Origin of the sequence: Salininema proteolyticum (assembly GCF_042685645.1) — a bacterium.
GTDB lineage: Bacteria > Actinomycetota > Actinomycetes > Mycobacteriales > Micromonosporaceae > Salininema > Salininema proteolyticum.
Genome location: NZ_JBHUNX010000001.1, coordinates 3,535,637 through 3,553,729, shown reverse-complemented (window position 1 = coordinate 3,553,729; position 18,093 = coordinate 3,535,637). Strand labels below are relative to the sequence as shown.

General features: G+C 68.3%; 16 protein-coding genes, 1 tRNA gene and 1 pseudogene. 12 read left to right on the top strand and 6 right to left on the bottom strand.

The features are described from left to right. Positions 1 to 187: 187 nt before the first annotated feature. Positions 188 to 1,138, bottom strand: a complete 951-nt coding sequence (gene meaB, locus ACFTE1_RS16510) for a methylmalonyl Co-A mutase-associated GTPase MeaB (protein ID WP_380621538.1) — start codon at positions 1,136 to 1,138, stop codon at positions 188 to 190. Positions 1,139 to 1,145: 7 nt separating this feature from the next. Further along, positions 1,146 to 2,309 (bottom strand): acetyl-CoA C-acyltransferase, encoded by a 1,164-nt coding sequence (locus ACFTE1_RS16505; protein WP_380621536.1) that lies wholly within the window; start codon positions 2,307 to 2,309, stop codon positions 1,146 to 1,148. Positions 2,310 to 2,401: 92 nt separating this feature from the next. Between ACFTE1_RS16505 and mce the strand changes: the two genes are divergently transcribed. The 6 genes from mce (at position 2,402) to ACFTE1_RS16475 (ending at position 11,219) form a co-directional block, all read left to right on the top strand. Then, positions 2,402 to 2,836, top strand: a complete 435-nt coding sequence (gene mce, locus ACFTE1_RS16500; RefSeq protein WP_380621534.1) for a methylmalonyl-CoA epimerase — start codon at positions 2,402 to 2,404, stop codon at positions 2,834 to 2,836. A gap of 198 nt (positions 2,837 to 3,034) precedes the next feature. Then, entirely contained in the window at positions 3,035 to 4,258 is a 1,224-nt protein-coding gene (locus tag ACFTE1_RS16495; protein ID WP_380621532.1) for a cell division protein DivIVA, read from the top strand. Between the two features lie 546 nt (positions 4,259 to 4,804). Next, a complete protein-coding gene (locus tag ACFTE1_RS16490) occupies positions 4,805 to 6,562 on the top strand; it encodes a hypothetical protein (protein WP_380621530.1) in 1,758 nt (585 codons plus the stop codon). Positions 6,563 to 6,672: 110 nt separating this feature from the next. Then, positions 6,673 to 9,288 carry a valine--tRNA ligase gene (locus ACFTE1_RS16485; RefSeq protein WP_380621529.1) on the top strand — a complete coding sequence of 872 codons (2,616 nt, stop codon included), beginning with the start codon at positions 6,673 to 6,675 and terminating at the stop codon, positions 9,286 to 9,288. 154 nt (positions 9,289 to 9,442) lie between these two features. Further along, complete coding sequence (locus ACFTE1_RS16480; RefSeq protein WP_380621528.1) at positions 9,443 to 10,795, top strand: bifunctional folylpolyglutamate synthase/dihydrofolate synthase; 1,353 nt, start codon at positions 9,443 to 9,445, stop codon at positions 10,793 to 10,795. A gap of 7 nt (positions 10,796 to 10,802) precedes the next feature. After that, positions 10,803 to 11,219, top strand: coding sequence for a DUF4233 domain-containing protein (locus ACFTE1_RS16475; RefSeq protein ID WP_380621526.1), 417 nt, complete (start codon positions 10,803 to 10,805; stop codon positions 11,217 to 11,219). Positions 11,220 to 11,352: 133 nt separating this feature from the next. Here ACFTE1_RS16475 and ACFTE1_RS16470 read toward each other — a convergent pair whose 3' ends face one another. Both ACFTE1_RS16470 and ACFTE1_RS16465 read right to left on the bottom strand, forming a co-directional pair. Continuing rightward, complete coding sequence (locus ACFTE1_RS16470) at positions 11,353 to 11,592, bottom strand: hypothetical protein (protein WP_380621524.1); 240 nt, start codon at positions 11,590 to 11,592, stop codon at positions 11,353 to 11,355. Between the two features lie 262 nt (positions 11,593 to 11,854). Next, positions 11,855 to 13,192 (bottom strand): VOC family protein, encoded by a 1,338-nt coding sequence (locus ACFTE1_RS16465; protein ID WP_380621522.1) that lies wholly within the window; start codon positions 13,190 to 13,192, stop codon positions 11,855 to 11,857. Between the two features lie 87 nt (positions 13,193 to 13,279). Here ACFTE1_RS16465 and ndk point away from each other — a divergent pair, with 87 nt between their 5' ends. The 4 genes from ndk to ACFTE1_RS16445 all read left to right on the top strand — a co-directional run bounded on the left by ndk (position 13,280) and on the right by ACFTE1_RS16445 (position 15,811). Continuing rightward, positions 13,280 to 13,684, top strand: coding sequence for a nucleoside-diphosphate kinase (gene ndk, locus ACFTE1_RS16460; RefSeq protein WP_380621520.1), 405 nt, complete (start codon positions 13,280 to 13,282; stop codon positions 13,682 to 13,684). Positions 13,685 to 13,775: 91 nt separating this feature from the next. Continuing rightward, positions 13,776 to 14,135, top strand: coding sequence for a tRNA-binding protein (locus ACFTE1_RS16455; protein ID WP_380621518.1), 360 nt, complete (start codon positions 13,776 to 13,778; stop codon positions 14,133 to 14,135). Between the two features lie 49 nt (positions 14,136 to 14,184). Then, entirely contained in the window at positions 14,185 to 15,609 is a 1,425-nt protein-coding gene (locus ACFTE1_RS16450) for a dolichyl-phosphate-mannose--protein mannosyltransferase (RefSeq protein WP_380621516.1), read from the top strand. A gap of 126 nt (positions 15,610 to 15,735) precedes the next feature. Beyond that, positions 15,736 to 15,811, top strand: a tRNA-Ala gene (locus tag ACFTE1_RS16445). An 89-nt stretch (positions 15,812 to 15,900) separates the two neighbouring features. Here ACFTE1_RS16445 and ACFTE1_RS16440 read toward each other — a convergent pair. Next, entirely contained in the window at positions 15,901 to 17,163 is a 1,263-nt protein-coding gene (locus ACFTE1_RS16440; protein WP_380621514.1) for a tyrosine-type recombinase/integrase, read from the bottom strand. Positions 17,164 to 17,200: 37 nt separating this feature from the next. On the opposite strand from ACFTE1_RS16440, the gene ACFTE1_RS16435 reads away from it, so the two are divergent. Continuing rightward, positions 17,201 to 17,470 carry a hypothetical protein gene (locus tag ACFTE1_RS16435; protein WP_380621728.1) on the top strand — a complete coding sequence of 90 codons (270 nt, stop codon included), beginning with the start codon at positions 17,201 to 17,203 and terminating at the stop codon, positions 17,468 to 17,470. Between the two features lie 15 nt (positions 17,471 to 17,485). Here the strand turns inward: ACFTE1_RS16435 and ACFTE1_RS16430 are convergent. Beyond that, positions 17,486 to 17,719 (bottom strand): annotated as a pseudogene (locus ACFTE1_RS16430) (helix-turn-helix domain-containing protein); the annotation flags it as partial. A gap of 102 nt (positions 17,720 to 17,821) precedes the next feature. On the opposite strand from ACFTE1_RS16430, the gene ACFTE1_RS16425 reads away from it, so the two are divergent. After that, positions 17,822 to 18,043: a hypothetical protein gene (locus tag ACFTE1_RS16425; RefSeq protein ID WP_380621512.1), complete on the top strand. Its 222-nt coding sequence runs from the start codon at positions 17,822 to 17,824 to the stop codon at positions 18,041 to 18,043. Positions 18,044 to 18,093: the final 50 nt, after the last annotated feature.

The window sequence follows — 18,093 nt, the reverse complement described above, 5'->3', positions numbered from 1 at the left end:
CGGTGCCGTATCGAGGACGCGACATACGGTCATTTCCGCAGCCGGGTGGCTTCCGATTTGTCCGATTCGACTGGCCGGCCGGTATAGTGTCCCTGCTCACAATACCGGACATGTTCCGACCGGTCCGCCGGCGCACCGCGCGAACGGGGACGCTCGCGGGGCCGCCGCGTGGGCGGCCCCGCGAGCGTCACTCCTGAAGGATCTTGGCCACGGCGCTGTGCACGTCGAGGCGGCCCTCGGCCACCTGTTCCGCCAGGTCGTCGGCCACGTCGTAGCGGCGCCGGAGCCGATCGTCGACGGCCGCGCGGATCTCGGCCGCGGCCCGGCGTCGTCGCACGGAGGCCAGCTCGTCGCGGTCGACCAGCCACGAGCGGTGCCGTCCGATCTCCTCGACCAGCTCCTCGACCCCGCCCGACTGCTCGGCGACCGTCTTGACGATGGGCTGGCGCCACTCGCCGGCCTCGCGGCGCACGAGGCTCATCATGGCGCGCATGTCCCGCACCGTGGCGTCCGCACCGGGCCGGTCGGCCTTGTTGACCACATAGACGTCGGCGATCTCCACGACCCCGGCCTTGACCGCCTGGATGGCGTCGCCCATTCCGGGCGCCAGCAGCAGCAGCGTCGTGTCGGCCAGCGAGGCGATCTCCACCTCGGCCTGTCCCACGCCGACGGTCTCCACGACGACGACGTCGAAGTCCAGGCCCTCCAGCAGGCGCACGGCGGCGCCCGTCGAGGCGGCCAGGCCGCCGAGGTGGCCGCGCGTGGCGACCGAGCGGATGTAGACGCCCTCGTCGAGCGCGTGGTCGGCCATGCGGACCCGGTCGCCCAGGATCGCCCCGCCGGAGAACGGGCTGGAGGGGTCGACCGCCAGGACGGCCACCCGCAGGCCCTTCTCGCGCCAGGCGCCGATCAACGCGTTGGTCAGGGTCGACTTGCCCACGCCGGGCGAGCCGGTCAGACCCACCACCATGGCGCTGCCGGAGAACGAGCCGTCCCCCGGCCCCGAGCGGTCCGCGGCGGCCGCGGCGATCTCGGGAACCTGCGGGGAGTCGTTCTCCACCAGCGACAGCAGCCGGGCGACGGCGCGCCGGGAGCCGCCGCGGGCGGCGGCGACCAGCTTGTCGATATCGGTCTCCATGCGCGCCCTACTTGGCCCGCAGGACGACCGCGTCGCCCTGTCCACCGCCTCCGCAGAGGCCGGCGGCGCCGATCTGTCCGGAGGAGAGCTGGCGGGAGAGCGTCTGGACCAGGCGGGCGCCCGAGGCGCCCAGCGGGTGGCCCAGGGCGATGGAGCCGCCGTCGCGGTTGACCTTCTCGCCGTCGACGCCGAGGGCCTCCATGGAGGCCAGGGCGACCGCGGCGAAGGCCTCGTTGATCTCGACGGCCTCCAGGTCTCCGACGGAGACGCCGGCGGCCTCGGCGGCGGCCGCGATGGCGTTGGAGGGCTGCTCCAGCAGCGAGTTGTCCGGGCCGGACACGGTGGAGTAGGAGAGGATCTCGGACTCCCAGTCCAGGCCCATCTCCTCGGCCTTCGAACGCGTGGTGAGGACGAGGGCGACGGCGCCGTCGTTCATGGGGGAGGAGTTCCCGGCCGTCAGGCTGCCGTCCTTCGCGAAGGCGGCGCGCAGGCCGGAGAGGCCCTCCAGCGTGGTCTCGGGGCGCGGGTTCTCGTCGGCGGAGACGACGCCCTTGCGGGTCTCCACGGGGACGATCTCCTCGCCGCGCGCGTCGGCGCCCTTGACCGCCCTCTCCTGGGAGGAGAGCGCGAACTCGTCCTGGGCGGCGCGGTCCATGCCGACCTTCTGCACGTGGCGCTCGGTCGACTCGCCCATGGAGATGCCGTCGTAGGCGTCGGTCAGGCCGTCGAAGGCCAGGTGGTCGAGCATCGTGACGTCGCCGTACTTGAAGCCGCGGCGCGACTTCGGCAGCAGGTGGGGCGCCTGGCTCATGGACTCCATGCCCCCGGCCACGACGAAGTCGCAGTCGCCCGAGCGCAGGAACCGGTCGGCGATGCCGACCGAGGTCATGCCGGAGAGGCAGACCTTGTTGACCGAGAGGCTCGGGACGCTCATCGGGACGCCGCCGGCGACGGCGGCCTGGCGCGCGGGGTTCTGGCCCGAGCCGGCGGGGAGCACGTGACCCAGGATGACCTGCCCGATCTTATCGGGGGCCACTCCGGCGCGCTCGAGGGCGGCCTTGATGGCGACGCCGCCCAGGGCGGGGGCGCTGAAGTCGGCGAGGCCGCCGTTGAACCGCCCGATGGGTGTCCGGGCGGCGGCGAGAATGACGGTCGTGTCGTCGTTGACCACGGTGTCCTCCAGTTTCTTGGCTGGCGCCGCGGCGACCGCCCCGCGGGGCCGGTGCCGTAGGCGCTTGTCGTATTGCCGGTAACCTCTATGGTATGTCCTATGAATTCGGATTTCGAGTCCGGCGTATCGACCACGTCGGCGTCGCGGTGACCGACCTAGACGCGGCCCTGGAAGACTATCGCGAGCGCTTCGGCGGCCGGTGCGTGCACCGCGAGGTCAATGAGGAGCAGGGCGTCGAGGAGGCCATGGTCGCCTGGCCGGAGGGCTCGACGCAGCTGCAGCTGCTGGCCCCGCTGCGCCCCGACTCCCCGATCGGCCGGTTCCTCGACAAGCGCGGCCCGGGCCTCCAGCAGATGGCCATGACCGTCGACGACGTCGACGCCGCCTGCGAGTCGCTGCGCGCCCAGGGGCTCGAACTGCTGTTCCCCGAGCCGAAGCGCGGCACCGCGGACAGCCGGATCAACTTCGTCCACCCCCGCGACGCGGGCGGGGTGCTGCTCGAATTGGTTGAGCCGGCGGCGGAGTAGACGGCGTCCGGGGCGCGTCGGAAGTAAGATTCGCGACAGTTCGCGACGCGTCCCGCCGACCCCCTTGCCCTGACGGACGGTGAACTATCGGATTCGCACGGCTTTGTCCGGCTTCGGGTTGCGAGGTTTGGTCGAAAACACTGCACATACCCCACCCTTGGTGTTGATTCCTGAAAATTAATCTGCAACGATAGGGCAATGTCGCAGCAACAGCCCTCCAGCAACACGTTTTTCGAGAGCGAGGCCTCCGCTCCCGAGTTTCCCGTGCAACTCCGGGGATACGACCGCCACCAGGTCGACGAGTACATCCAGAAGAACCTCACCAAGCTGACCCAGGCCAAGCAGCAGCGCCAAGAGGTCGAGCAGCGCATGGCCGAGGGGCAGCGCCGCCTGCGCCAGGCCGAGCAGCGCATCCAGGGGCTCGAGCAGCGCCTCGCCGAGCAGACCAAGCAGCTCGAGGAGAACTCCCGTCCCACCCTGTCGGGCTTGGGAACCCGCGTCGAGCAGATCCTCCGCCTGGCCGAGGAGCAGGCCAACGAGCACCGCGCCGAAGCCAAGCGCGAGACCGAGGGCATCCTGTCCGCCGCCCGCCTGGAGGCCCGCGAGATCACCGACAACGCCCGGTCCGAATGCGACAATATGAAGCAGGAGGCCGACCGCGAGGCGACCCAGTTGCGCACCAGCGTGGAGCGCGAGGTCGCCGAGCTGCGCACCAACGCGCGCCGCGAGTGCGAGACGCTGCGGGCCGACGCCGAGCGCGAGACCAAGCAGCTGCGCACGACCACCGGCCACGAGGTGGCCGAGCTGAAGGCCAGCGTCGAGCGCGAGGTTCAGACCCTGCGCGCCACCGCCGACCGCGAGATCACCCAGCTGCGCGCCAAGGCCGCCCGCGACGCCGAGGAGAAGCGCGCCGAGGCCGCCAAGCTCTCCGCCGAGGCGAAGGAGAAGCGCGACAAGGACCTCCAGGCCCTCGACCTCGAGCTCGCCGAGCGCAAGGAGAAGGCGCAGAAGGAAGAGTCCGACCGCCACAACAAGGCCGTCGCCGAGACCCAGAAGCTCGTCAGCGAGGCCGAGGCCCGCGCCCGCGACGCCGAGGAGCGCGCCCGCCAGGCCGAGACCCGCGCCGAGGAGAAGCGCTCCGAGGCCGACAAGTTCTACGAGGAGACGACCACCAAGGCCAAGCGCGAGGCCGACAAGTCCGTCTCCGACGCCAAGAAGGAGTCCCAGCGCCTGCTGGAGGACGCCAAGAGCGACGCCGAGTCCGCCACGAACAAGGCCAAGGAAGAGGTCGAGCGCCTCTCCAAGCAGCGCGACGAGATCCAGTCGACCATGCGCGACCTGACCGAGCGCCTCACCGGCGCGATGGGCGGCGGAGCCATCGGCCAGGCGCTGCCGGGCGGAGCCGCCGACGAGAAGAAGTAGACGCCGGACGCTGAGACATCGGCCCGCGCCCGCCGTCCCGACCGCGCCGCACCGGCGCTGAAGGGAGGCCCGCAGCGATCGCTGCGCGGCGGGCCGGTCCCCGGTTCGCACGGGGCCGCGGTTCTCCGCGGCCCCGTCCTCGTGCATCAGGACAGTCCACATTGTCGATAACTTCGCCGGTGTGACGAGCCGGCCCCTCCCGCCGCGCTCGGCGCGGCGGTCCCCACTCCGCTCCCGGGTATGACGGGGCGGACACGCGTGCGGAGATGAGCTACCCTTATAAGGAGCCCCCGTACCCTCGACCCGACGGGGCGACGGCCGTCCACTTAGTCCTTGAACTGGGGAATCGGTCGTCGGGGCACCCGGATCCCGCACTGGTGCGGGGACCGGGGAAGAGCCCGGGACGGCCCGGTCCGGTTCAAGGCAGAATTTCATATTCTGCTCCGCACAATGCCCTGATACTCGGTAGAGTGCCCATGTGGCACCCGGGCGAGAGACCGTCATTTAAGGTATACGGCCAGGCCGGCAAGTGAGGTAGGTAGGAAGATGGCGCGCAAAGGCAAGGCGAGCAACGACAACCTGTTCGCCGAATTCGGGGACGAGACCGTCGAGCACGCCTTCGACACTGCCATGTGGGGGTACGACCGCAGGCAGGTCACCGAACACCTGGAGAAGATGCAGTACCAGGTGGACGTCGAGGCCGCCGCCAAGGCCGAGGCCCAAGCGCAGATCGACCACCACATCGCCCACATCCAGCAGCTGCAGAGCCAGATCCAGGAGCTGCGCCGCCGTTCCGCCTCCGGGGAGAAGGCCTCCTACCGCCATCTCGGCATCCGCATCGAGCAGATGCTCACCCTCGCCGAGGAGCAGGCCGAGGACATCAAGAAGAACGCGCTCGGCGAGATCGAGAGCCTCCGCAAGGAGGCCGAGAAGAAGATCGCCGACGCCGACAAGGACATCGCCAAGGCCCGCCACGACTTCGAGGTGAGCCTCCAGAACCGCCGCGTCGCCGCCGACAAGGCCGAGGCCGACCGCCGCGCCATCATCGACGCCGAGATCAACAAGCAGGCCCGCGCCGCCCAGCAGACGGTCGAGGACGCCAAGGCGAAGGCCGCCCAGCTGATCGCCGAGGCCGAGCAGGAGGCGGAGAACAAGCGCGCCGCCGCCGACGAGCAGGCCCGCCAGCTGGTCGCCCACGTCGAGAAGCTCCGCGAGGAGACCAAGCAGCTCAAGTCCGAGGCGGAGGCCGAGGCCGAGAAGACCGTGGCCGACGCCCGCGACCGCGCCAAGAAGATCGGCGACGAGGCCGACGCCGAGTACGAGAACCGCCATCAGGAACTCGAGAACGAGCTGCGCGACCTGCGTGCCGAGGCCGTCGAGAAGATGGAGAAGTACAAGCGCGACACCGAGACCGTCGCCCAGCAGAAGCTCTCCGAGGCCGACGTGGAGGCCACGCGCCTGCGCGCCGAGGCGGCCGACGCGGCGACCCTCATGCGCACCGAGGCCGCCGACGAGGCCAAGCGCCTCCGCGGCGAGGCCGAGCGCCAGGCCGCCGAGGCCGAGAAGAAGCGCGACGAGACCCTCAAGGCCGTCTCCGAGGAGACCGCCCGCCGCATGAAGGCCTCCGAGGAGGAGATCGAGCTGGCCGCCGCCGAGGCCGAGGCCGAGCGTGCCCGCCTCTCCGAGGAGGCGCAGGCCGAACGCGAGAAGCTGTCGGGCAAGGCCCGTAGGGAGGCCGAGCACCTCGGCGAAGAGGCCCGCTCCGACCGCGAGCGCGCCCGCAGTGAACTCGAGACCGCCCGCGAGACGGCCCGCAAGGAGCTGGAGACCGCGCAGACGAAGGCCCGCAACGACTCCGAGGCCGCCCGCGCGGACCGGAACCAGGGCCAGAAGGAGCTCGCCGACGCCAAGGCAAAGGCCGAGGGCATCCGCGCCGAGGGGCGCAAGGAGGCCGAGGGCATCATAGCCGAGGCGAAGCGCGAGGCCGAGGAGATCCTCAAGGGCGCCCGGGCCGACCTGGCCGAGACCGAGAAGAAGGTCGAGCGCGCCCAGGCCAGGGCCGACGAGATCAAGCACTCGGCCAACAAGACCGGCCGCCGCGACGTCGAGGCCCTGCTGTCGACGGCGAAGGCGCAGGCCGAGGAGATCAAGGCCTCCGCCCGCGACGAGGCGGAGAAGATCGTCTCCCAGGCCCGCCAGCAGGCGAAGGGCGACGCCCGCAACGACGGCCAGAAGAAGGGCGACGGCGGGAACAAGCAGAACCAGGGCAAGAAGAACAAGAACAAGGCCGACCAGGCCGCGTGATCCCTTTCGGATGATTCGTTCCGGGCGCGCCCGGGGCGCCGCCTGTGGCTCACGGGTCTCGGCCGCAAACGCGGTTGAGGCCCGTTCCGCCAGGTCGCTATGATTGTCGGGTGACTGAGAAAGCGAAGCAGAACCAGAGGCCCGAGTCCACTCTCGCGAAGAACTTCACGCCCGCCGACGTAGAGTCGCGGCGTTACGCGAAGTGGGTAGTAGACGGCCGCTTCGCCGCCTCCGACGACTCCGGCAAGGACTCCTACTCGGTCGTCATCCCCCCGCCGAACGTGACGGGGCAGCTGCACGTGGGCCACGCGCTCAACCACACCATCATCGACGCTCACGTCCGCCGCCAGCGCATGCGGGGCCGCGAGGCCCTGTGGCTGCCGGGCACCGACCACGCGGGCATCTCCACCCAGAACGTCGTGGAGCGCAAGATCGCCGACGAGGAGGGCGCCTCCCGCCACGACCTCGGCCGCGAGGCCTTCATCGACCGCGTGTGGCAGTGGAAGGACTCCTACCACGACCGCATCTCGACGCAGATGAAGCGCCTCGGCGACGGCGTGGACTGGGACCGCGAGCGCTTCACCCTCGACGAGGGGCTCTCGCGCGCCGTGCTCACCATCTTCAAGAAGCTCTACGACGACGGCCTGATCTACCGCGCCAAGCGCATCATCAACTGGTGCCCGCGCTGCATGACGGCCCTCTCCGACATCGAGGTGGAGCACTCCGACGACGCCGGCGAGCTCGTCTCCATGCGCTACGGCGAGGGCGACGACTCGATCGTCGTGGCCACCACGCGGCTGGAGACCATGCTCGGCGACACCGCCGTGGCCGTCCACCCCGAGGACGAGCGTTATAAGCACCTCGTGGGCAGGACCGTGAAGCTGCCGCTGACCGGCCGTGCCATCCCGATCGTGGCCGACGAGTACGTCGACCCCGAGTTCGGCACCGGCGCGGTCAAGGTGACCCCGGCGCACGACCCGAACGACTTCGCTATGGGGCAGCGCCACAAGCTGGACATGCCGCTGATCATGGACGAGCGCGGCGTCATCACCGCCCACGGTCCCTTCGAGGGGCTCGACCGCTTCGAGGCTCGCAGCGCCATCGCCGAGGCCCTGCGCGCCGAGGGCCGCATCGTGGAGGAGAAGCGCCCCTACATGCACGCCGTCGGCCACTGCGAGCGGTGCGACACCGTCGTGGAGCCGCGCCTGAGCCTGCAGTGGTTCGTGAAGGTCGAGCCGTTGGCGAAGTCCGCCGGCGACGCCGTGCGCGAGGGCCGCACCAGGATCTACCCGCCCGAGCAGGAGAAGCGCTACTTCTCCTGGATCGACAACCTGCAGGACTGGTGCATCTCGCGTCAGCTGTGGTGGGGCCACCGCATTCCGATCTGGTACGGCCCTGACGGCGAAGAGGTCTGCGTGGGACCGGGCGAGACCGCTCCGGAGGGCTACGTCCAGGACGAGGACGTGCTCGACACGTGGTTCTCCTCGGGCCTGTGGCCGTTCTCCACGCTCGGCTGGCCCGACGACACGAAGGCGCTCGAGAAGTTCTACCCGACCTCGACGCTCATCACCGGCCAGGACATCATCTTCTTCTGGGTCGTGCGCATGATGATGTTCGGGACCTACGCCATGGGCGAGGTGCCGTTCAAGGAGGTCTTCCTCCACGGCCTCGTGCGCGACGAGCAGGGCCGCAAGATGTCCAAGTCGACCGGCAACGGCATCGACCCGCTGGAGATGGTCGACAAGTACGGCGCCGACGCCCTGCGCTTCATGCTGGCGCGCGGCGTGGAGCCCGGCAGCGACATCAACGCCGGGGAGGACCTGGCCGAGCTGGCCCGCAACTTCGGCAACAAGCTGTGGAACGGCACGCGATTCGCCCTCATGAGCGGCGCGCACGTCGACGGAGCGCTGCCGCGGGAGCTGGGCGTCCTGGACCGCTGGATCCTCTCGCGCCTGTCGGACACCGTCTCCTCGGTCGACCGGTACCTCGACAACTACGAGTACGGCAAGGCCATGAACACGCTCTACCACTTCGCGTGGGACGACGTCTTCGACTGGTACGTCGAGCTGGTGAAGCCGGTGCTCGCCGAGGGCGGCGAGCGCGCCGAGACGGTCAAGCGCGTGCTCGGCCACGTCTTCGACGACATGCTGCGCCTCTTCCACCCGGTGATGCCCTTCATCACCGAGGAGCTGTGGACGACGCTCGTGGGCGACCAGGAGCGGTCGCTGACCGTGTCGACCTGGCCGACGATCAACGTCCGCGACGAGGAGGCGGAGAAGACGGTCTCGGCGCTGCAGAACCTCGTCACCGAGATCCGCCGCTTCCGCTCCGACCAGGGCATCAAGCCCAACCAGAAGGCCACCGCGCGCCTGGCGGGCCTGGAGAGCGAGAACCTCGCCGGCCTGGAACCGCTGATCCGCACGGTCGCCAAGCTCGACCGGCCGGGCGAGGACTTCACCGCCACCGGGACGCTCCAGGTGTCCGACGACCTGAGCGTCGAGATCGACACCTCCGGCACGATCGACGTCGCCGCCGAGCGCACCCGTCTGGAGAAGGCCCTCAAAGCGGCCGAGAAGGAGCGCACGGGCTGCACCGGGAAGCTCGGCAACGAGTCCTTCCTGGCCAAGGCCCCGGAGCAGGTGGTCGAGAAGATCAAGGGCCGCCTGGCCACCGCCGAGGCGGACATCGTGCGGATCACCGCGCAGCTCGACCGCCTCAACGGCTAGAAGAACGACGACGCGAGGCCCGGCCGGTGAGCCACCGGCCGGGCCTCGGTCACCCCGCCGGTGACGGTGCGGACTGTGGCGGCGCCCTCTATCGGCCTTTTCGCGCTCTCACCGAACTATCCTTGATCTGTCAACCGACGCTAAGGTGGAGAGAATGGCACGTCACACGCCCGAACAGCAGGCCGTCCTCGCCGCGCTCGAGGCCACCCTGGAGGCCCGCGGCTTCTCGCGCATGGAGTTCACCATGGAGCGGATCCGCGCGCTCCTCGACCTCCTCGGCGATCCGCAGAAGTCCTACCGCAACATCCACATCACCGGCACGAACGGAAAGACCTCCACGTCCCGGTTCATCGACCAGCTGCTCATCGCGCACGGGCTGAAGACCGGCCGGTTCACCTCCCCGCACCTGCACGACATCACCGAGCGCATCAGCCTCAACGGCGAGCCCATCGACCCCGAGGTCCTCGCCGACGTCTACTCCCAGGTCGCCCCCATGGTCGACATGGTCGACGAGCGGTTCGAGGAGTCGCTGACCTATTTCGACGCCAATGTCGCCATGGCCTTCGCCGCCTTCGCCGACGCCCCCGTCGACGTCGGCGTCGTCGAGGTCGGCATGGGCGGGGCGACCGACTCCACCAACGTCATCGGCGCCGAGGTCGCCGTGGTCACGCCCATCGCGGTCGACCACACCAAGTTCCTCGGCTCCACCTATGCCGAGATCGCCGAGGTCAAGTCCGGGATCATCCACCCCGGGTCCACGCTCGTGACCGCGAGCCAGCCCAGGGAGGCCATGGCCGCGCTGCTGCGCCGCGCCCACGAGGTCGGGGCGAACCTCGTCGCGGAGGGCCGTTCCTACGCGGTCGTCGACCAGAACCTGGCGGTCGGCGGGCAGCAGCTGACCATCGAGACCAAGGCCGCGCGCTACGAGGACCTCTTCCTGCCGCTCCACGGGGCGCACCAGGCGCAGAACGCCGCCACGGCGATCGCCGCCGTCGAGACCCTGCTGGGGGACGGCGAGCAGGTGGCGCTCTCCGCGGAGGTCGTCGAGGAGGCCTTCCAGAACTTCACCTCGCCCGGACGGCTCGAGGTCGTCCGCTCCCACCCGACGGTCATCCTCGACGCCGCGCACAATCCCGCCGGCATGGAGGCCTCCACGCGGGCCATCGACCGGGAGTTCTCCTTCCGCAAGCTCGTCGGCGTCGTCGGCATGCTGGCGGACAAGGAGGTCGACGAGATGCTGGAGCTGCTGGACCCGGTGCTGGACGAGGTCATCGTCACCCGCTCCACCTCCGACCGGTCCATGCCGGCCGCCACGCTGGCCGAGAAGGCCGCGGAGGTCTTCGGGCCCGAGCGGGTCACCGTCATCCCCGCGGTGGACGACGCGGTCGCCGCCGCCATCCAGGAGGCCGAGCAGGCCGACGACCCGTACGAGTCGGGCGGGGGCGTCCTCGTCACCGGCTCGGTCTTCACCGTCAGCGACGCCCGGCGCCTGCTGGTGCGCGATTGAGAGTGCCATGAGCGAACAGACGAACACCGCAGAGAACGAGACCGTCCCCGACGCGGAGCGGTCGGGGCTCAACAATCCGAAGGGCGCGGCCCGGGGGCTGGCCGCCGCCGGGCTCATGCTCGAGGGGCTCGCGCTCCTCATGGGCATCGTGCCGATGAAGATCCTGCTGCCCGACCCGGGGCTCGCCATGTGGGCGCTGGGCGTGCTCGCGGTGGTCTGCTTCGTGCTGACCGGCCTGTCGGGGAAGAAGTGGGTCTGGCCCGTAGGCATGGGTGTGCAGGTCGTGCTCGTGGCCCTGTGGCCGGTTCACGCGGCCCTGGGCATCTCCGGGCTGGTCTTCGCGCTGGTCTGGGGCTACTGCTGGCATGTGCGGAACCTGCTGTACAAGGCGCCGCGGCGCGAGGAGCTGCCCGCTCGCCGCTAGCGCGGTCCCCGTCGTTCGGGACCGATCGTCCCGGCGCGGTCAGAGGCATAGAAGTAACCCGGGGCCTGTGGCCCCGGGCCCTGTACGGCGAAAGCGGTGGGCTTCCGTCAGGTTCTGACAGCTGCTCCGCCCGTCAGGCGGCTCGTTTTCCCGCGGTCTCGGGAGGGATCTCGTCCTCTCGGCTCGGCCTTCCCGCACTCGCGAGGGAACGGCGTCGTTGCAGCTCGTCGCCGGTGTGTCCGACGTGTTTGCGCGTCTTGTGGTGTCCGAAGGAGCGGTAAGGATTGGCTCCCCAGGAGGTGGACGGTGTGAGCAGGAGTCGGAGGACCGCCACGAGGACGATCAGCGTGAGGAGTACCAGAAGAGAGGCCATTTTTCCTCCTTTCGGGGTCAAAAACGGTCTCAGTGTCAGATGCCTGACTGCCCTCATTTTACCGCAGCTCGGCTGCCGCTCAAGGTCTTGGGAATTTCTGGGAAACGAATTCCCTTGGCACGCACATAATGCGATACTTGCGACCCCTGTGCGCGATTATTGTGCCGTTGCGGCCGCTTCCGCCGTGCGGACGGGCTCGAGAACTATCTCTTTTCCGACACTCATCCGACCGATTAATCCGTAATGTCGGATTGACCCGATTCTACTCCTCTTTCCGGCGGTGCTCGGTGATGGCGAGGCCGTGCCCGTCGGGGTCGCTGAAACCGGCCGCACGCAGCTCGTAGTGTTCGCCGAGGAGCGCGGTGCGGGGTTCGTGGCGGAACTCCACGCCCTTCTGCCTCATGGAGTCGAAGGCCTCCCGCACGTCCGGGACCTCGAAGGTCAGGTGCATGACGCCGATGGCGTCGTCCGGCGCGTCGGGGTGGTGCCACAGCAGGATCGTGCCGAAGCCGGCCTCCACCACGGCCGCCTCCTCCGTCTTGTCGGAGACGGTCAGCCCCAGGCACCGCGAGTAGAAGTCCACCGAGCGCTCCAGGTCGGAGACGACGAGCGTGACCGACGTGCCCGTCACCTCGCCTATGTCGGAGCCCTTCTCGGCGATCAGCCGCGCCAGGTTGCGCGGGAGCTTCGGGCGGGATTCGGAATCTTTCGGCTGCGTGGGGATCACCGCGGCCTTCGCCTCCGTCTCGGAGTCCTTCACCGCGTCCGCGCCCTTCTGGGCGGGTACGACCCCCTCGGCCCGCTCCGTCGTCCCCGCCGTGGCGTCCGGCTCTTCGACCCCGTCCGTCACCTTCGCCTCGTCCGGCCCCTCCACGACCTTCGTGTCGGTCTCCGGCTCCAGGCCCGCCTTCGCTTCGGGGCGCTGCAGGACGGCCGTCGTCCCGGCCGCCGCGCCCGTCGGGCGCTCGACCGGCTTCACACCGGGCGGGAACAGGTCGGTCAGCGTCGCGTTCGGCTCCTCCTCCCGCCGGGGAGTCGGCGCGTCGTCGACGAACAGCAGCTCCTCAACGCGGCTCTGGTTGATCGCCGCCGAGCGCGGGATCGGATCGGGGAAGCGGCGCGCGGCGAACTCCGTGGTCACGAACGCCAGCGACGAAGCGATGAACAGGAAGGCCAGGACCGCCACGGCCAGGTTCTGCGAGGCCACCGCCATGGCCGTCGTGAAGACGCCCACTATCAGGAAGAAGATGGCCCCGATCGCGTGCGAGGTGCGCCAGCGCAGGCGCCGGTCGCCGTTCAGGATCGTCCCCACGGCCTCCGACTTCACCGCGTGGCCCTGGTGCTGCGACAGCCTGTCCTTGGCGTCCTGGTTCGCGGCCCACCACGTGCGCTCGAACTGGAGCCTCGCGGCATCCTTTCCGGTGAACTTCTGCGGCCTCGGCTGAGGGCGCTGGCCCTTGGGGACCGCCGCCTTCTTCGGAGCCGCCCGGTTGGGGGCCTTCGCCGTGCGCGCCGGCTTGGCCGATCGCGCGGGCTTGGCGCCCCGAGAGGCCTTGGGAGCCGGACGGGGAGCGGGTTTGGGGGCACCGCCACGAGCCATGAGACCACCTCACGTGAACCGCGAACACTTTAACGACAAGGCTACGTGCCGACCGCCACATGCACAAGGCCACTTAGTATGGACGGCATGGCAGAACAAAGCACGCTCATCCTCATCAAGCCCGACGCCGTGGAGCGCGGCCTCGTCGGCGCCGTCCTCGGACGGCTCGAAGCCAAGGGACTCACCATCGAGAAGATGGAAATGCGGACCATGACCGACGACCTGGCCGCCGAGCACTACGCCGAACACGTCGAGCGGCCGTTCTACCCGGCCCTCAAGGAGTTCATGACCTCCGCCCCGCTGGTCGCGCTCGTGGCCAGTGGCGACGAGGCCATCCCGGCCGTCCGCGCCCTCGCCGGCGCCACCGACGGACGCAAGGCCGACGCCGGAACCATCCGCGGCGACTACTCCCTGTCCAACCAGCGCAACCTGATCCACGCCTCCGACTCGCCCGAGTCGGCCAAGCGCGAGATCGACCTCTGGTTCGGTTAGAGCTCTTCCCGCCGTTCCCGCCCAAGACCATCGCGGGAACGGCGGGCGCCCATCTCGGCGCGGGCGCTCCCCAGCGGCTAAACTGGCTCGCATGGCTGTAGCAGAACCCGGAGACGGACAGATCACACCCGAGCGGTTCTTCGCCGCCGAACTGCGGGTCGGCGAGATCGTCAAGGCCGAGCCCTTCCCCAAGGCCCGCAAGCCCGCCTACCAGCTCACCGTCGACTTCGGCCCCCACGGGCTCAAGCGTTCCAGCGCCCAGATCACCGAGCGCTACAGCCTCGAGGACCTGCCCGGGCGCCGCGTCGTCGCCGTCACCAACTTCCCGCCGCGCCAGATCGCGAACTTCCTCAGCGAGGTGCTGGTCCTCGGCGTTCCCGTGGAGGGCACCGACGAGGTCGTCCTCCTCGCCCCCGACAGCGACGTGCCGCTGGGCTCGCGCGTGAGCTGACGTGACCGCCCCGACGACCGCCCCCGTTCCGCCGGGGTGGAGACCCCAGATGCCCGCCGGGCCGCGGCCCTGGACTGTCGCCCGGCTGACTCCGCCGCCGAGGCCGCGCCGTTCGTGGTGGGCCGCGCTCGGCGTCGCCGCCCTGGCCGGCGTGCTGCGGCTCGTCAACCTCGGGCATCCCGCCGGACTGATCTTCGACGAGGTCTACTACGCGCAGGACGCCAAGACGCTCTGGGAGCACGGCGTCGAGTGGAACGTGCAGAACGACTCCGCGGCCTATGTGGCCCATCCGCCCTTCGGCAAGTGGCTCATCGGCCTCGGGGAGCAGGCGCTCGGCTACGACGAGGTCGGGTGGAGGATCGCCTCCGTCCTCGCCGGCACCCTCTGCGTCCTCGTCCTCGTCCGGCTGATCCTCCGGCTGACCGGATCCGTGTCCCTCTCCGCCGTAGGAGGCGTCCTGCTCGCCGTCGAGGGGTCGAACTTCGTCCTCTCCCGCTCGGCGCTCCTCGACATCTTCCTCACCCTCTTCGTCCTACTCGCCTTCCACTTCCTGGTCGCCGACCGCCAGAACCGGGACCTCGCCGCCCTCGGCGAAGGCGGGCGCGTGCCCTACCGCCTGCTCAGCGCCGTCAGCCTCGGGCTCGCCATGGGCGTCAAATGGTCCGCGCTGTGGTTCATCGTCCTCGCGCTGCTGCTGGTCTACTTCTGGGACGCCCAGCGCAACCGCGTCCTCAAGAAGCGCCGCCCCTGGGTGAGGCCCCTCGGATCGGCCGTCCTCTACGGGCTTTACACCGTGGGCGTCTACCTCGTGACCTGGGCCGGGTGGTTCGCCAGCGGGGACGCCTACTACCGGCGCTCCTGGGCCGCGGAGGGGCATTCCGACATTCCCGTCCTCGCCGACCTGGGCAGCTGGTTCCTCTACCACCTCAACGTGCTCAACTTCCACGAGGGACTCTCCACCCCGCACACCTACCAGTCGACGCCCTTCGAGTGGCTCTTCAACCTCCGGCCGGTGGTGTTCTACTGGTCCAACGACGTCGAGTGCGGGGTCGAGAAATGCGCCGCCGAGGTCATCCTCCTCGGGACGCCCCTCCTCTGGTGGGCGTTCGTGCCGGCCCTTCTCGTCATGGGGCTCTGGGGCATCGCCAAGAAGGACTGGCGCGCCGCCCTCGTCTGGGGGGCCGTCGCCGCAGGCATCGTCCCCTGGCTGTTCTTCCCCGAACGGACCATGTTCTTCTTCTACGCCGCTCCCGTCGTGCCCTTCTTCATCATCGCCGTCGTCTGGTGTCTGGGGCTCGCCATCGGGCGTCGCGACGCCAGTCCCGAGCGGCGCCTCGTCGGCTCCCTCATCGCCGGCGCCTATGTGGCCGCCGTCATCCTCTGCTTCGCCTACTTCTGGCCGATCTACACCGGCGAGCCCATCCCCTACGAGGAGTGGCAGGCCCGGCTCTGGCTCGGCAACCGTTGGGTGTGAGGGCTCGAAGTACCAGGTCAACGCTGAGTCTGTCGGTTCATGTGTGGCGTCCGTTGCAGCGTTTCACCGCCCTTGCGGCGGTGGTCCGCGCCCGTGCTAAAGTATTAATCGCTGTCACAGACAGATGGGGCTGTAGCGCAGTTGGTAGCGCGTCTCGTTCGCAATGAGAAGGTCAGGGGTTCGATTCCCCTCAGCTCCACCAGGATGCGATGAAATCGCAGGTAGAGCGCCTGATCGTGAGTTTCACGATCAGGCGTTTCTTCTTTCCCAACACATTTTCAACACATGCCGTCAAGCGGCCTTGGCCAGCTCATGTTGGCGATGCTCTTCCATCGCGTCAGCGACCTCATCGAGGCGGTCTGGGAAGAGGTGACCGTACCGATCCAGTGTCATCGAGGCTGTTTTATGGCCGAGCATGTTTTGGACAACCTTTACGTCGGCGCGTGCTGCGATCGCAATCGAAGCGGCCGTGTGCCGAAGCTTGTGGGGGGTCATTCCCTTCGGAATGAGCCCTTCGGCCGCGAGCTTCCTGACGATGGGAAGGAACACTCGGTTCCTGAAGTTAGGGGCTCGCAGAATCCCGCCTTCAGCACTGGTGAAGAGCAGGTCTCTGGCAGATTTTCCGGCGGTAAGCGTTTCGATCTCTCGCACCAGGAAGCGAGGGATCGAAACAGCGCGCTGCTCGTGGGTTTTCGGCAAACCAAAGTACGGCTTGCCGTTGCCTTGCTTCACAGCTTCTTCGATGTAGATCCTTCGCCTGTCGAGATCGACTCGCCCGACGCGAATTGCCGTCGCCTCACCCCATCGAAGTCCTGTATAGGCTAGGACGAGGATTAGTACGCGCCAGGCATCCGCCATAGCGCGAGCAGCCTTCTTCCGGTAAGGGTAGTTGGCGACCTCATTCGCTAGCAGGTCGATCTGCTGGTGATTGAGGTAGATATGTTTGCTCGGAGGCTTCCGGGGGAGGGAGATCCGCGCTGCCGGGTTGAAGGGGATCTTCATGCCCATCACGCCCCAGTCAAGAATCTGATGAAAGACCCGGTGGATGGTGTGGAGGTAAGAGGCGCCTACCCCGGTTGTCTTGATGGGGACGGGATCTTCGTCGTCATCGTCTTCAGGGTCCTGTTGATTTAGATCAGGGTTGTAAATTGCTTGGTACCAGGCTGAGCCATCGGCATGAGTCACAGCTCCGTATTGGGTTTTCCCCCACTTGGGGAGGATGTGGTTGTCCAATGCGCCCCGGTAGAGGACCCTGGTTGATTCCTCCAGGTGCAGCTGGCTGTTCAGCCATTCTTCTGCGCCTTCCTCAATGAGGGTCTTCGCGTCCTGCGGGTCGTAGAAGATCCCCTTCTTCTTGTTCACGGCAAGGTCGTCGAGGAAGTCCTGGGCTTCCTGCTGGCGGTGGAAGTCCTGACTTGTTTGGCTGCCGTCCGGGCGACGGTACCGAGCGCGCCATCGCTTCGGAAGGTCCTTGCCGCGCCTTCCCTTCTCCTTCGCCTTTCGCAGCTGTTCCTGGTAATCCTTGTGGTTTTTCCGGTCCACGGGTTTTGCCATGGTGGGGTGGTTCTCCTTCTTTCTCTCGCGCAGCTGCATGGAGCAGCTGCGTTCGCTGTTCTGGGGTGAGGAGTTCGAACAGTTCGTCGGCACCGAGGTGGCTGATGCCGGAGAGCAGGAGCGCTCGGGCCGGCGGTCGGGCGTGAACTTGGAACTCCATGTGTTGCTGTTCGGGTCGTGTCTCGGGGTCGGTGGTAAGTGGGCCGCGCCCGTCTGCCCAGTCCCAGACACGATCGTTAGGGACCGGTCGGGACGCCCCTGTGAGTTCGGCCTCGTGTCCGGGGTCGTCGTCGTGGGGCAGGAGTAGGGCGTTGGGGTTCACGTCGAGCGCGACGGCGAAGGCCATGAGTTCATCGACGTTGACCCGCCGTTTGCAGTTCTCGACCTTCGCGATAGCCGACTGCGGAATTTCCACGTCGTGCAGCCGGGTTTCGAGGTCACGTGTGGTGATCCGCCGTGCTTCGCGGACTCGTTTGATGTTGGTCGCGACCGTCTGCGCGGTGGGGCCGTAGCCGGTGGTCTGGCGGACCCTCTGCGGTTCTTGATTCTTATCCATGCCCTGAGTCTACGTGTTGCATGACTAGCGCCTTTCTCGGTAGACTTGGATGAGTTCTTATAAGACTAGCATGAGTTATATTACGACTCAGTGGAGGTGTGGATGACTCCCTCGCATGACTGGTGGACCCCGGCACAGCTGGCCGAGCGCTGGCAGATGGAACCGCAGACCCTCGCCAACTGGAGAAGCGAGACGATCGCGAAGAACTTTAAGAAGAAGGTCGGTCCGCCGTGGCATAAGTTCGGCTCGAACGTCCGATACGCCGACGAGGATGTGCGCGCTTATGAACAGGCCAGTAAGGCCGACCAGTACAACGCAGTGTAATTCATCCAGAGCCATGAAATGGGCTGGCCGCTTTACCGCGGCCGGCCCAT

What these genes read in the sequence shown, in the direction of transcription:
- ACFTE1_RS16480 (WP_380621528.1), top strand. Translation starts at nt 9,443, where the DNA reads ATGGCACGTCACACGCCCGAACAGCAGGCCGTCCTCGCCGCGCTCGAG.
- ACFTE1_RS16440 (WP_380621514.1), bottom strand. Translation starts at nt 17,163, where the DNA reads ATGGCAAAACCCGTGGACCGGAAAAACCACAAGGATTACCAGGAACAG.
- ACFTE1_RS16435 (WP_380621728.1), top strand. Translation starts at nt 17,201, where the DNA reads ATGGAGCAGCTGCGTTCGCTGTTCTGGGGTGAGGAGTTCGAACAGTTC.
- ACFTE1_RS16455 (WP_380621518.1), top strand. Translation starts at nt 13,776, where the DNA reads ATGGCTGTAGCAGAACCCGGAGACGGACAGATCACACCCGAGCGGTTC.
- ACFTE1_RS16465 (WP_380621522.1), bottom strand. Translation starts at nt 13,192, where the DNA reads ATGGCTCGTGGCGGTGCCCCCAAACCCGCTCCCCGTCCGGCTCCCAAG.
- ACFTE1_RS16490 (WP_380621530.1), top strand. Translation starts at nt 4,805, where the DNA reads ATGGCGCGCAAAGGCAAGGCGAGCAACGACAACCTGTTCGCCGAATTC.
- ACFTE1_RS16470 (WP_380621524.1), bottom strand. Translation starts at nt 11,592, where the DNA reads ATGGCCTCTCTTCTGGTACTCCTCACGCTGATCGTCCTCGTGGCGGTC.
- mce (WP_380621534.1), top strand. Translation starts at nt 2,402, where the DNA reads ATGTCCTATGAATTCGGATTTCGAGTCCGGCGTATCGACCACGTCGGC.
- ACFTE1_RS16475 (WP_380621526.1), top strand. Translation starts at nt 10,803, where the DNA reads ATGAGCGAACAGACGAACACCGCAGAGAACGAGACCGTCCCCGACGCG.
- ndk (WP_380621520.1), top strand. Translation starts at nt 13,280, where the DNA reads ATGGCAGAACAAAGCACGCTCATCCTCATCAAGCCCGACGCCGTGGAG.
- ACFTE1_RS16495 (WP_380621532.1), top strand. Translation starts at nt 3,035, where the DNA reads ATGTCGCAGCAACAGCCCTCCAGCAACACGTTTTTCGAGAGCGAGGCC.
- meaB (WP_380621538.1), bottom strand. Translation starts at nt 1,138, where the DNA reads ATGGAGACCGATATCGACAAGCTGGTCGCCGCCGCCCGCGGCGGCTCC.
- ACFTE1_RS16450 (WP_380621516.1), top strand. Translation starts at nt 14,185, where the DNA reads ATGCCCGCCGGGCCGCGGCCCTGGACTGTCGCCCGGCTGACTCCGCCG.
- ACFTE1_RS16425 (WP_380621512.1), top strand. Translation starts at nt 17,822, where the DNA reads ATGACTCCCTCGCATGACTGGTGGACCCCGGCACAGCTGGCCGAGCGC.